Source organism: Acinetobacter bereziniae LMG 1003 = CIP 70.12, from assembly GCF_000368925.1.
Classification (GTDB): Bacteria; Pseudomonadota; Gammaproteobacteria; order Pseudomonadales; family Moraxellaceae; genus Acinetobacter; species Acinetobacter bereziniae.
Genome location: NZ_KB849756.1, coordinates 2,586,471 through 2,599,955 on the forward strand (window position 1 = coordinate 2,586,471; position 13,485 = coordinate 2,599,955).

14 protein-coding genes are annotated in these 13,485 nt (G+C 38.2%); 10 read left to right on the forward strand and 4 right to left on the reverse strand.

Annotated features, from left to right (window positions below):
• Positions 1-294 precede the first annotated feature (294 nt).
• Positions 295-1,341 (forward strand): DNA/RNA non-specific endonuclease, encoded by a 1,047-nt coding sequence (locus F938_RS21880; protein ID WP_005035248.1) that lies wholly within the window; start codon positions 295-297, stop codon positions 1,339-1,341.
• Between the two features lie 190 nt (positions 1,342-1,531).
• Positions 1,532-1,777 (forward strand): hypothetical protein, encoded by a 246-nt coding sequence (locus F938_RS21885; RefSeq protein WP_005035250.1) that lies wholly within the window; start codon positions 1,532-1,534, stop codon positions 1,775-1,777.
• A 115-nt stretch (positions 1,778-1,892) separates the two neighbouring features.
• On the opposite strand, the gene aqpZ is transcribed toward F938_RS21885, so the two are convergent.
• Together aqpZ and F938_RS21895 are read right to left on the reverse strand one after the other, a co-directional pair.
• Positions 1,893-2,585, reverse strand: coding sequence for an aquaporin Z (aqpZ, locus tag F938_RS21890; protein ID WP_005035252.1), 693 nt, complete (start codon positions 2,583-2,585; stop codon positions 1,893-1,895).
• A gap of 284 nt (positions 2,586-2,869) precedes the next feature.
• Entirely contained in the window at positions 2,870-3,874 is a 1,005-nt protein-coding gene (locus F938_RS21895) for an AraC family transcriptional regulator (RefSeq protein ID WP_005035254.1), read from the reverse strand.
• A 216-nt stretch (positions 3,875-4,090) separates the two neighbouring features.
• Here F938_RS21895 and F938_RS21900 point away from each other — a divergent pair, with 216 nt between their 5' ends.
• Complete coding sequence (locus F938_RS21900; protein ID WP_005035256.1) at positions 4,091-4,729, forward strand: sterol desaturase family protein; 639 nt, start codon at positions 4,091-4,093, stop codon at positions 4,727-4,729.
• Positions 4,730-5,365: 636 nt separating this feature from the next.
• Here the strand turns inward: F938_RS21900 and F938_RS21905 are convergent.
• Together F938_RS21905 and argH are read right to left on the reverse strand one after the other, a co-directional pair.
• Entirely contained in the window at positions 5,366-5,635 is a 270-nt protein-coding gene (locus tag F938_RS21905; RefSeq protein ID WP_004826212.1) for an oxidative damage protection protein, read from the reverse strand.
• An 11-nt stretch (positions 5,636-5,646) separates the two neighbouring features.
• Complete coding sequence (gene argH, locus F938_RS21910) at positions 5,647-7,077, reverse strand: argininosuccinate lyase (protein ID WP_004826213.1); 1,431 nt, start codon at positions 7,075-7,077, stop codon at positions 5,647-5,649.
• Here argH and F938_RS21915 point away from each other — a divergent pair.
• The 7 genes from F938_RS21915 (at position 7,068) to F938_RS21945 (ending at position 13,306) form a co-directional block, all read left to right on the forward strand.
• Entirely contained in the window at positions 7,068-8,228 is a 1,161-nt protein-coding gene (locus F938_RS21915; RefSeq protein ID WP_026040288.1) for a sensor histidine kinase, read from the forward strand. The genes argH and F938_RS21915 overlap by 10 nt on opposite strands.
• Before the next feature lie 52 nt (positions 8,229-8,280).
• The gene (locus tag F938_RS21920; protein WP_004826215.1) at positions 8,281-9,018 is read left to right on the forward strand and encodes a LytR/AlgR family response regulator transcription factor; all 738 of its coding nucleotides are present in this window, start codon (positions 8,281-8,283) and stop codon (positions 9,016-9,018) included.
• Positions 9,019-9,114: 96 nt separating this feature from the next.
• Positions 9,115-10,041, forward strand: a complete 927-nt coding sequence (gene hemC, locus F938_RS21925; RefSeq protein ID WP_026040287.1) for a hydroxymethylbilane synthase — start codon at positions 9,115-9,117, stop codon at positions 10,039-10,041.
• A gap of 10 nt (positions 10,042-10,051) precedes the next feature.
• Positions 10,052-10,834: a uroporphyrinogen-III synthase gene (locus F938_RS21930; RefSeq protein WP_005035260.1), complete on the forward strand. Its 783-nt coding sequence runs from the start codon at positions 10,052-10,054 to the stop codon at positions 10,832-10,834.
• Positions 10,831-11,664 carry a hypothetical protein gene (locus F938_RS21935; protein ID WP_005035263.1) on the forward strand — a complete coding sequence of 278 codons (834 nt, stop codon included), beginning with the start codon at positions 10,831-10,833 and terminating at the stop codon, positions 11,662-11,664. The genes F938_RS21930 and F938_RS21935 overlap by 4 nt, the downstream gene beginning before the upstream one ends.
• 1 nt (position 11,665) lies before the next feature.
• Positions 11,666-12,859 (forward strand): YfgM family protein, encoded by a 1,194-nt coding sequence (locus F938_RS21940; protein WP_005035264.1) that lies wholly within the window; start codon positions 11,666-11,668, stop codon positions 12,857-12,859.
• Between the two features lie 9 nt (positions 12,860-12,868).
• Positions 12,869-13,306 (forward strand): acyl-CoA thioesterase, encoded by a 438-nt coding sequence (locus F938_RS21945; protein ID WP_004826221.1) that lies wholly within the window; start codon positions 12,869-12,871, stop codon positions 13,304-13,306.
• The last annotated feature ends 179 nt before the right edge of the window (positions 13,307-13,485 follow it).

Genomic DNA, 13,485 nt, shown 5'->3' on the forward strand with positions numbered 1-13,485 from the left:
CGACAAATTGTGTCGTAAAGCTGTCGAAGATCTGACTTTAACATGCCATAATTTCGATGACAGCAGCAAGTCATTCGATGGAAGTAATTTAATTTCTTAATTTTTTTGCAAGCAATCAATGCTTGAGAAATTTAAAAAATTGTTTGAATAGGTAAAAATTGTAGAAGCTTTATTCAGTTGAATATTCACATAATATCTTTCGTTGCCTGAGCTTGTTAAGCTGTTTTATTGAATTCAAAACCAAGTATGGATTGGTTCTGAATATCTTGTCTGTTATGTGGCTTAGGATGATTTTTGTTGAAAAATTCAGTAGTTAAATTGGTGTTGGGTCTGGTGGCTACTGGAAGCTTTGCGATTGCATTTGGTCAAGAGAAAATTTTGCAGTTATTGCCTTTTACTCAAGGCAGTTCTCTTAATTCTGAGTGCTTAAATCAGTTCTATCGAGATCAACCGCCGATCTTGATGAAAGACAGTTTAAAAAAGAACAGTTATCCTTTGTGTTTTAATGGCTTTAATGTGATGTATTCGGGCATTTCCAAAACACCACTTTGGACAGCGGAGTATTTATCACCACAACGGTTAAGCCAAAAGATTAAACGTGAAGACAGCTTCCATGAAGAGGAGCGAATCAGCAGTCAGCATCGAGCACTACTGTCTGATTATCGTGGTTCTGGTTATGACCGTGGACATATGTCGCCCAATGCCGATATGTCGACCAAAGCCTCTCAGTTTGATAGCTTTTCTTTGGCAAATATGGTGCCGCAAGCGCCTAAAAATAATCAGCAAGTCTGGCGAGAGTTAGAGGAAGCAACACGTGCGATTGTGACCAAACAAAAGAAAGATGTTTATGTGGTTACGGGACCATTATTTAGTGGCAAAAAACTTAAAACCATTGGTCGTGGTGTGATTGTTCCAACCGCTGTCTTTAAAGCGATCTATTTGCCTAAACATGGCATTATTGGTGCTTATTACGCGCCTAATAATAATTCATTGCAGGTCAAAGTGGTCAGCGTGTGTTATTTGGAAGAGCAGCTAGGAATGAACTTATTTCCACAGCTCACCGAAGAACAAAAGCGCAATACCTATAAATTGCCTTTAAATGCCAATCAAGTAAAAGCCAATAAAGAAATCGAATATTCTCATTGGGATGCAGAAAGTCAGTGTGCTGAAGCTGTGCCACAGGATCAGATTACCACGGTACAAAAGCAATTCCAGCCTGCCAGTCGTTCTACATCGACCAGCAATATTGAGTTGCCTAAAGTAGATGAAGAAACCAAAGATGCCTTGGTAAAACAATTGGCTGAAGCTTTGTTGCATTATATTTTACAAATTTTGAAATAATTAAAGCCGTATTAGAGGAGAATCTATCTATACTAGAGCTGTTTTATCCATCAAAAAATGATGATCAAAGCTCAATCATATGGATATTGAAAGTGGCTACTCGCTTTGCGAGAGGCTGGGTATGATGGTGCTTAAAAGAGTATATACAAGCAGGTTTTTGTTTATAACGTTAACAATAGAGAAAATTAAAATGTTTAAAGCTTTTGAAAATGATACGGAATCGCATGCAATTCATGATTTGACCTTAGAAAATCAACTGGATTGTATCAATGTCTATGGCAACTTGCAGATTACTAAGGATCAAGCAGGCTTAAAAGCTGCTAAAGTTTTACAAAGTTATTTGAATGACATTGTGGCAACTTTGGAGAAGCAAAGTGATCTGCCCGCGCAGATTGTTCGTCAAAATGAAGGTGAAATAGAAAATCCGTTTCTTTAAGCGCTATTGATTTAATTTCTATTTAAAGATTGAGATAAAAAACCTGCTTCAGCAGGTTTTTTAAAATTTAACAGACTGAATTAAAGTTCAATGTGTGTGGTTTAAACCAAAGCATTTAACTGCGTGCTTCATTTCCAACGACTTTATAAATAATTGCACCAATTATAGCACCCACGATCGGTGCAACCCAGAATAACCACAGTTGGCTCAATGCAGCGGTTTCTGCAAATAAAGCGACCGCGGTACTGCGTGCTGGATTGACGGAAGTGTTGGTTACAGGAATACTGATTAAATGGATTAGGGTTAGCGCCAAACCAATCGCAATCGGTGCAAAGCCTGCTGGTGCGCGTTTATCCGTTGCACCTAAAATTACGATTAAGAATACTGCGGTTAAAACAATTTCAATGATCAATGCTGAAACCAAAGAATATTTTCCAGGAGACAAATCTCCATAACCGTTGGTTGCAAAGCCACCTGTTCCAGCGAACCCAGCCTGTCCTTGAACAATTAAATATAAGATAAAAGCCGCGAGAATACCGCCGACGACTTGAGCAATGATATATGGAACGAGGTCTTTGGCATCAAAACGACCACCCACCCATAAACCAACACTGACTGCTGGATTGAAGTGTCCACCTGAAATATGACCGAGTGCATAAGCACCAGTAAGTACTGTAAGACCGAATGCCAGTGCTACACCAGCAAAACCTATGCCTAATTCTGGGAAAGCAGCAGCAAGTACCGCGCTACCACATCCTCCAAAGACCAGCCAAAAGGTTCCGATAAATTCTGCAAGATATTTATTCATATTGATTCCTATTTATTTTTTTGAACGGAATGGGTTATGTCGCTATTTTTTAAATAGTTGATAACCTTTCGATGAGGTACAACTTTATATTTTCAGCATTATTATCATAGTTTAAAAATATGAAAATTGAATCACAAATATAATTTTTTGATAATACTATCACTTAATGTTCTGATTTAATTGTGGAAAAAAACTGCAAAGATTTGCCAAAAATATGATCTAAATAAAGTATTAATAGAGGAAATTTAATAAATATTTATCATTTAAATCAGGCATGATGATGTTTAAATATTTCGATTTTGAAGTCGCCATTGTTGCGGTGTGAGCCCAGTCCATTGCTTAAATGCACGTTGAAAGGCACTTTGTTCGGAGTAGCTCAAAAGCAAAGCAATTTCATGTAACCCTAAATAGCGATCCTGCAAATATTGAAAGGCGAGTAGTTGCCGAACATCTTGGACACGTTGTTGATAGGTGGTGTTTTGACTTTGTAAATGACGTTGTAATTGGCGTGTAGACATATTGAGCTGCTTGGCAACTGCCTCAATTTGATAATTATTTTTTTGTAGTCCCAATAAAATACTTTGTTGTAAGCGCTCATCTAATTGGGTGGTATTCGGCAAGCTGTCCAGTAGAGCTTGTGCTTGTTGCATCAGCAACTTTTGTAAGGTTTGGTCACTTTGTTTAACCGGAATGGTTAAAGCAGAAATAGGGAAGATCATCTCAACTTTTGGTTGTTGGAACTTTACTGGACAATTGAAAAAGCTTTCATATGCCATGCTATTTTTGGGTGCTTGGTGAATAAAATTGACTTGATAAAGTTGAATATTGTCAGAAACAAATAAACGTAAAAATTGAATCATCACAGCAATCGCGATTTCATCCGTGATTTGAGTGGTGAAGTGAGCCGGTAGATTTGCCCAACCCACCGAAATATGTTGTTCATCATAGTATTCGACTTTGAGTGGGCTACCATCATAAATTAAACGATGAAAATCATGATAACGGCTGAGGGCTTCTCCTAAACTGTCACAAGACTGTGCAATATAGGCAATAATCCCTATATGCTTCGGTTGTACATAAGGTGCGATTTCTAGCCCTAAAGCAGGGCTTTGTACTTGTGACTGTATCTCATCCAAAATTTCACGCCAAACGGTATAGTCAAAGCGTTCAAGATTTTGAACCTGTTGTAACTTGGGTGAAATGTTTAAGCCTCTAGCTTCGCTAAAGGTATAGAGTAATTGCCCAAGCCCTCCATAAACGGAGCCTGCATAATCCTTTAATAGCATCATTGACACATCTTGTTGTTGTGCGATTTACATCATGTAAGATCAAACTTGGCGCTATTTTAAGCGAGTTTAAATCCAGCAAACAAGTCGCATTTTATGGGGTTGGTGATAGATTTTCTATAGTGTTCATGTCGTGATTTGTCAATGAAAATACTTTTCCATGTCAATATCTTTTTTCAGCACAGTTTTATATTAAAAAATAAGCAGAGGAGAAAAAACATGTTAAAAGGCTTTTTAGTTGGATTGGTCTTTGCGAACGGCTTTGAGTGGATTGCACATAATTATATTTTGCATGGTCAGCACCGTCCTGGAAAGCCACGTTTTAGCCCTGTTCCAAGAAGTATGAAATCGCATTGGGAACATCACCGCGAAGTCCGTAAGCAGGATTTTCATGATGATGGTTATGTGCAAGGTATATCGAATTGGCGCACCAAAAATGAAATTGTTTCATTGGCAGTGGTTGCAGGTGCTGCAAGTTTAATTTTTTATCCGATTTCAAAAGGCATGGTGGCTGCGTCTTTATATAGTGCATGTAATTATTATTATATTCACCGCCGTGCACATTTAGAGCCAGCATGGGCGATGAAGAAAATTCCTTGGCACTATGACCATCATATGAATGCAAATCAAGATGCAAACTGGTGTGTGACCAAGCCGTGGTTTGACTATCTGATGGGAACGCGGGTGATCTCATCCGCAGATTTACAAGAGCAAAATCCGTTGGGAATCACACTACCTCAGCCCATTGCACACTGGGTTTCAACAACCGTTGAAAAGTATTTTCCTGCAAAATGGGTTGAGGAAAAGCCACAAGTGATTGAAGAACATTCGGCGAACCGTGTAGATTCAGTCGCCTGATCTTGTGTTTTGTTAAAGTTTAGCTTTGACTCATCTGATTGGTTTGGAGCGCTATTCTTGTCTCCATTGATCTGAAAGCGCGAATTATCAGTTCGATTGTCGTGATTTGTCACAAAATATGTATGTTTGGTCAATGTATAACATGTTTTCATGATTATACTGGCTAGCATCAAGATATGTTTCAGAATGCAAATAGCTGTCGTTTCTGAAGTTTATAGGAGTCTCCAAGACTCCTTTTTTTATGTCTGCAAAAAACACAAATCGCACTTCTCACATGGCACGATCAGCATAGGTAATGGGATTTGATGAGTATCAAATCAGAGCTAAGCTAGTACAGCTTAATCTATGGCATCCATGTCGCCAAACGCGATAGCGATGCTGGTCAAATTGGTAGAAGGGAAAACAAAATCTTTCTACAACCTAAGCGCTATATAAAATATTTGAAAGAATAGCGTTAAGTTGAACGTATATTAATTTAATCTCATTTCGAGAAATGAGATTAGATTCTGGCAATGTTTTAAGTGCTTTGTTCTTTTGAGTATCAATAGACTATAAAAAAATCCCCATCAGGGGATTTTTTTATGAAGCACAATACACAGGTTGCTTTCAAATGACCATTGTATAGATCTTTGAATACTACTCTGGTTTAAGCCCTTCAGCTTTTTCCAACGATTCATCATTATTGAAGAATTTTTCACGTTGTTCTTCTAAAAACTTCTTAGCATCCGCTTCAAATACATTTAAACGTTTTTCATTAATCAATGTGGTTTGATGCTTTAACCATTCTTGCCAAGCTTGTTTAGACACAGTATCAAATAATTCCTGTCCTTTTGCGCCTGGGAAAGGTGCAAAGTCTAAACCTTCTAACTCTTTTTGATATTTACGGCAAAATACTTGTCGAGTCATATCAAAACTCCTTATGCATAAAGTTTTTCTAAACGTGTATGAGCGCGTTCAATCGCCGCTGCCACTTGAGCAGGTGCAGTCCCACCAATATGGTTACGGGCATTCACTGAAGCTTCTAATGTCAATGCTTTTTCAAATACATCTGCCTGAATTAAATCAGAGAACTGCTGTAATTGTTCAAGCGTTAATTCGGAAAGGTCTTTAGATTCCTGAACACCCAATGCAACTGCCTTACCTACGATTTCATGGGCATCACGGAAAGCGACCCCATTTTTAACCAGATAATCTGCCAAATCTGTTGCAGTAGAGAAGCCACGAAGTGCTGCTTCACGCATTACATCAACATTTGGTACCAGTGCAGGAATCATGTCTGCGAAAGCCATCAATGAACCACGGATGGTATCAATGGCATCAAATAATGGTTCTTTATCTTCTTGATTGTCTTTGTTATATGCCAAGGGTTGACCTTTCATCAAGGTTAACAGGCTCATAAGATCGCCATAGACACGACCAGTTTTACCACGAACCAATTCTGGAACATCTGGGTTTTTCTTCTGTGGCATGATCGAAGAACCAGTACAGAAACGGTCTGGAATATTCACAAATTTAAATTGTGCAGACGTCCAAAGAATCAATTCTTCTGACATACGTGATAAATGCATCATGATCAGTGAAGCAGCTGCGTTGAATTCAATGGCAAAGTCACGGTCTGATACAGCATCTAGCGAGTTTTCAGCAACTGCTTCAAAACCTAATAATTCCGCAGTGAACGCACGATCGATCGGATAGGTCGTACCTGCCAATGCCGCTGAACCCAAAGGCATACGGTTAACACGTTTACGACAGTCAATCAGACGCTCAGAGTCACGTACCAACATTTCAAACCAAGCCATTAAATGATGACCAAAAGTCACAGGCTGTGCAGTTTGTAAATGAGTAAACCCAGGCATGATGGTTTGGGTATTGTTGCTGGCTAAGCGAAGAATACCTTTTTGTAGTTTTTCCAGTAATTTTAAAATTGCGTCAATTTCATCGCGAACATAGAGACGAATATCTGTCGCAACTTGGTCATTACGGCTACGCCCGGTGTGTAGCTTTTTGCCTGTGATACCAATACGCTGAGTCAAGCGAGATTCGATATTCATATGCACATCTTCAAGATCGATGCGCCATTCGAATTGACCTGCTTCAATTTCAGTTTTAATTGTATTCAAACCATTGATAATGTCATCACGTTCTTGTTCTGTAAGCACCCCAACTTTTGCTAACATAGTTGCATGTGCAATAGAGCCAGCAATATCTTGTTTATAAAAGCGTTGGTCAAACTGGACAGAAGCAGTAAATTCAGCAACAAAGGCATCAGTAGCTTCAGAGAAACGACCGCCCCACATGCCTGAAGTTTGGGCTTGTGACGGATTAGAGGAATTAGAAGATGTGGTCATATCGGCTCAGTAGGAAAAAAAGCAGTAGAACTAAACGCAGTATAACAAATTCAGCCTCACTTGCCGAAGTAAAGCACAATCATTCATCAAGAAAATCTACTTCGCATTTTCAGCCTTCGTATTTTTTTAGCAAAATGGGGCATCGTCAGTATTTATTGGAATTATTTATTTCCAGTAATGTATTGGCTTTTTTATTAGCACTGGCAGAAGCACAGTCGTGGAGCAATCTAAATGTTTGGCATGTTTTAGAATATATTTTATATATTAACTGGATATTATTGGCATTTGCTGCCTTTCAAGATCTATTTGCCAAAAGGTTAGCGCAATATACTTATTTGTCGGTGATGATTTTCAGTTTTATACTTTTACAGGTCATCGTCATGTGCACAACTTTGGTGCTGAATATTGTGCATTATTGGGCTGTTCATTTTTCTTTACAAAATATTTCGACAAGCGATATCAGTCATAATCTTATTTTGCATTTAAGTTATGGGATATTACTCGGTGCATTTTGTTTGCGTTATATGTATATTCGCGAGCAAGCCGTTTTACAACAACACAGTGAATTAAATGCACGGGTTCAAGCCATGCAGGCGCGAATTCATCCTCATTTTCTATTTAATAGTTTAAACAGTGTGGTGAGTTTAATTGCAATTGATCCAGATAAAGCAGAACAAATGCTGATTGACTTGTCAAAATTGTTTAGAGCAAGCTTTCAAGAATTAAAATTGGTGACCTTAAAAGAAGAAATACAATTATCGAAACAATATATTGCCATTGAACAAATCCGTTTGGGCGAGCGTTTAAATGTCGAGTGGAATATTCCACAGCCAGGATTATTGGAATATGTGCAAATTCCATTATTAACCCTGCAACCCTTAATTGAAAACAGTATTTTTTATGGGGTCGAAAACCAAATGAAAGATGCCAAGATTGGGATACTGGTTGAAATATTGCAAAATCAAGTCAATATAGTCATTACCAACCCATTTTTACAAGATAGAATAAAAGTGAGACAAGGGCATGGAATTGCTTTAGAAAATGTAAAACAGCGTTTAAAAGCACATTTTGGCGATTCTGTTTATTTTCGGAATTATGCAGGGAATGGATTATTTACAATGGTCATTCAATATCAGTATAAAAATAGATGATTGGGACATGTATTAAAAATAAATAATGTAGGTATTTGGGTAAGGAGGAGCAATGGACATCCTGATTTGTGATGATGAACCGCTTGCAGTGGAACGCTTATCACGGTTGGTGTCGCAACTTGGGCATCAGGTTATTGCCACAGCACAACATGGAAAGCAAGCATTGGAGATGGTTCAACAGTTTGAGCCTGACGTCGTGTTGCTGGATATTCAGATGCCAGAAATGGATGGCTTAAGTTGTGCGCAACATTTGGCGCATTTTAACCCGATGCCTGCAATCGTATTTTGTACAGCGTTTGATGAGCACGCTTTACAGGCGATTCAATCTCAAGCAAAAGGATATTTGTTAAAGCCAATTGCCAAGGATGAATTGGAAACAGTTTTAGGGAATGTGACTAAACTGACGCAAGCTCAATTAACTCAGATAGAAAAAAAAGAACTCATGGAAGAAAAAGTGCAAAGGCAGCAAATTGCTGCAAAAACCTATCGAGGTTTGGAACTGATCCCTGTTGAAAATATTTATTATTTTTTAGCAGATCAAAAATATGTCACCGTTCGCCATAAAAATGGGAGCGTTTTGATTGATGAAACCTTAAAGGATTTGGAAACTGAATTTTCAGATCGTTTTATACGAATACACCGTAATGCACTCATTTCTTTGGATTATTTGGATGGTCTGGAAATGGTTGCTTCAGGACAGTATCAAGCGCGATGCCGTGAGCTTGAGGAGCGTCTGGCGGTGAGTCGTCGACATTTACCATTGCTTAGGGAACGCATGCAGAATTTATAGTTTTGTGTGAAAGATAAATCATTTTGATAATTTACTTGCATTTTTAAGATTGCAGGGTAAGTTTAGAGTGTTTAAAAGTTTGGCAAAACTGAAATGATGAAAACCTTGAAAATCGCAACTCGACAAAGCCCGCTTGCATTGTGGCAGGCAGAACATATTCGTGATCGTTTAGAACAATTGCATCCGCATATCAAAGTAGAGTTGGTGACTTTTGTCACTCAAGGTGACAAAATTTTAGACACGCCCTTGGCTAAGATTGGTGGAAAGGGTTTATTTGTCAAAGAACTTGAAGCAGCATTGATGGATGGACGTGCAGATTTAGCTGTACATTCTATGAAAGATGTCCCTATGCAATTGCCTGAAGGTTTAGAGCTGGCGGTGATCTGTGAGCGTGAAGATCCATTTGACGCCTTTGTTTCAAATCATTATGCAAAGTTTGAAGATTTACCTCAAGGTGCCAAACTTGGTACTTCCAGTCTACGCCGTAAATGTCAAATTCTGAAACAGCGTCCTGATTTGGATGTGATTGATTTACGAGGCAATGTGGGTACACGCTTGTCTAAGCTTGATGCAGGTCAGTATGATGCGATTATTCTCGCCAGTGCTGGGTTAAAGCGTTTAGGGCTTGCACAACGTATCCGTCATAGTCTCGCACCAGAACTCAGCTTGCCTGCTGTGGGACAAGGTGCATTAGGTTTAGAGTGTCGTTCTAATGACCCTGAAACTTTAAATCTGATTCTGCCTTTGATGCACAATGAAACCAATGCGTGTGTACGTGCTGAACGCGCCTTCAATGCTTATCTTGAGGGTGGATGTCAGGTACCAATTGCAGGCTTTGCAACACTGGACAATCAAGTATTGTCTTTAGAAGGTCGTGTTGGAAGTACTGACGGTCAGACATTGCTGTGTAGCAAGGTCAGTGGTACTGCCGAACAAGCAGAGCAGTTGGGTGTAAAACTCGCACAAGATTTATTGCAACTTGGTGCTGGGGATTTACTTAAAGCACTGTATCAAACACAGTAATTGGATTGCGATGCTGTTTATCAATACACGTCCGATTGACCGAGCTGAGCCTTTAACAGCATGCTTGCGTCAATCAGGTTTTACTGTGGTTGATTTGCCTTTATTAGCGTTAAAGCCCCGTCCATATGACAGTACTTTAGCTACACTGTATTCAAAACTTTTAACAACACAGTGTATCGTCGTAGTCAGCCCGATGGCTGTGCAGATTGGGATGCAATATCTACAACAGTCAGGACTCTCACTTGCACAAATTCAACATATTCAATGGATTGCTGTTGGAAAAAAAACGGCTCAATGCTTGGCTGAGTTTGGGATAGCAAGTCATGTACCCGAAGTGGAAAGCTCCGAAGGTATGCTGAGTTTACCGATATTTAACAGCATAGAGAATATTCAGAAAATTGCATTTTGGCGCGGTAAAGGTGGTCGCCAATTTATGATGCAACAGTGCCAAGAACGTCATATTGATGTTTTAAACTTTGTTTTATACGAGCGTTTATGCCCACCAGAAACCCAAATACAGTTTTCTGCTTTGCTCAATCAAATAAATCAATTTGAGCCGCCTTACTGGACTTGTATCAGTAGTGAAGCAAGCTGGCGAAATTGGTTGGCGTTGACAGAAAAGCATCCTCATTTGGTTGATGCCTGTCATTATTTAGTTTTGGGTGAGCGTTTGTATCAATTATTAATGCATGATAAAAATACGACTCAAAAATGTTTTAATATCACTCAAATTTTAACGCTAGAACCAAAAGCAATTCTACATAGCATTGTGCAGTTGCAAAGGAAATTATGAAGAAGTTTATTTATATCTTATTGTTGATCGCTCTAGGATGGCTCATTAAGTTGAGTTATGACTTCTATCATGTTTCACAACAGTTGGATGAGATTCAACAAACACTTCATAAAAGTGAACAAAAAAATGCCAGTTTGAACGATCAATTGGTGGCAGTAAAAAGACAAGCGGATGAACCGAGTCAAGAAACAAGCAAGCAACCTCCTGTACTCAAAGAACCCAGTACGGGAATCAACCCAAGTGTGTTGATTAAACAGCAACTCGAGTTGGTTCAGTTTGCGATACAACAACAGCAATTTGTCTACGCGCTGGAGCATTTAACCCAAATTAACCAATCTTTAGATCAATACGCATTGGCAGAGGCAGTCAAGCAAAGTCTGCATCAAAGCATTGCTCAAGATATGCAGAATATCCAACAGTTTGTGATTGAAAGAAATGCACAGCAAGATCAGTTGGATAGCTTAATCAAACAAGTTGATCAAAGTTTGACTGCAGAACTGAAAAATAATCAACTCAAATTAAATACCAGTCAGAGTGCCCACTTTTGGGAGAAATGGTTCAAGGTCGATGTACTTAGTGCGGATACACCAGAATTGAGCAATCGCCGCTTTATTTTAAAAGAAACTCAATTGAGACTCTTGCTCGCTCAACAACTTCTAGTTAAAGGTCAAAATGTTGAATATAAAGCCATGCTGAATCAGGCGATTCAACAGCTTGAACTGTTGCCTGATGCTGCGAGTCAGAACATCAAACAACAATTATTAAAAATTAAACAGAGCTCACAATCTCCTGTTCCTAAGCTGAATAGCTTGGCAGTGTTGGGGTTGTGAGATGAAACATATTTTCTTGATCTATGCCTTTATTAGCCTGATTATTTTTGCGATTTTAAGTGTACTCAGTTATACCGCAGGGGCAGGTTATGTTTATGTGCTTTGGCATAATATTCAAATCCAGACGAACTTATGGGTGTTGTTATTTTTAGGCGTTATCATCAGCTTTCTTATGCATGTGATGTGGTATGCCTTAAACCGTTACTTACGCCGAGAAAAAAGAAAATTAGAACAGGTTTTAAACTTTAGTGATTTGCATCCCTTTGAACAATTGGGTGTGTTGTGGTTATTAGATGGTGAAGATGAGCAAGAACAGGTTATTCAAAATATTTTTGATCAATCGGGTTTATTAAAAGCGATTATTCAATCCCGAATATTGTTCAAGCAAGGTGATTATGCAGCAGCTTTGCAAGTTTTGGAAAATAGCCCACCCTCAGCATTTGAATTAGCCGAAATTCTCCGTATCGAAATTTATTTGGCGCAGCATGACAGTCAGCAAGCTTTGACACATCTTGAGTTTTTAAATGGTCATGAGTTGTCGCCATGGCTCAGTCAACTTTCAGAAAGTTATAAATTATCAGTACAAAAATTATGGGGACAGTTTGCAATCCAGTCACCTTGGCACTATTTACATTCAAGTCAATTTGGACAGTTGGAAGTCGCGACCAAACAACAATGGTTGATTCAGCTTTTAGGTTGCTATGACCAAGCGCAATTTGAGGACTTGGAGTTATTACAGCACAAGTTTTTTGAAATCGCACCTTTACTTGATCAAATGCCCTATGACACCAAAGTATTATGGTTGAAGTTAATTACTCGTCTACCTGAGCTGGCACAGCAACAGCAACAACTTGCCATTCAATTGCTGGATGAGAAATTCGATCAGGATGTTTTCTACTTATGGTTTCAACAACAGTTGCTTCGGCAAAATCCAGATTATGAATATCTGGAACAACAGATTATTCATCTGGAAAGTAAGTATATAAATATTCCTGTATTTAGTTTTGCAAAGTGGCATATATATACGGCGACACAACGTGAAACAGAAGCGGATCAGCTCTTAGCATTATATCCAAATGATATTTTGATGAATTATTTACGGATTAAAGCCACTCTAAATGGCAATGATGAATTAATTCAGCAATTGAATTCAATTTTTGAAAAAGACAGCAACTACATTCAGTTTAAAATTTGAGAATACATTATGAATCTATTGGCACAATTCCCTATCGTTTATGAACAAAAGGTCGCTTGGGGAGATATGGATGCTTTTGGTCATGTGAATAATGTGCAGTATTATCGTTATATAGAAAGTGCACGTATTGCATATTTTGATCGTTTAAATGTATTTGAACAAGATGTTTTAACTGTGGTTGCTTCAAGTCAATGTAAATATTTAAAACCAGTATTTTATCCAGATGTGCTACATATTGGTGCAGGTATAGCGGAAATGCGCAATAGTGCAATACGCATGCATTATGTATTATTCAGTGAACAGCAACAGGAGATTGTTGCCGATGGTGAAGCGGTCATCGTATTTGTAGATAAAGATTCTATGAAAAAAGCATTAATACCTGAAAATTTAAGAAAAGTTATAATTGATCTCGAAGCAACAGTTCAAAACAATTTGCTGAATTTATAAAAACGCTACAGTTATCATCATTATATTTAAAACGTGTATCAAAAATTACTTTTTGTTGTATGTTTATTTTGACTGGGATAAATAAACATTTTTGGCGTGTTATAATCATTTTTTGTTGTTTTATGTATTTATTGGGGAATATATGTATTGCCAATTGGTATAAATAAAAATACTATTGC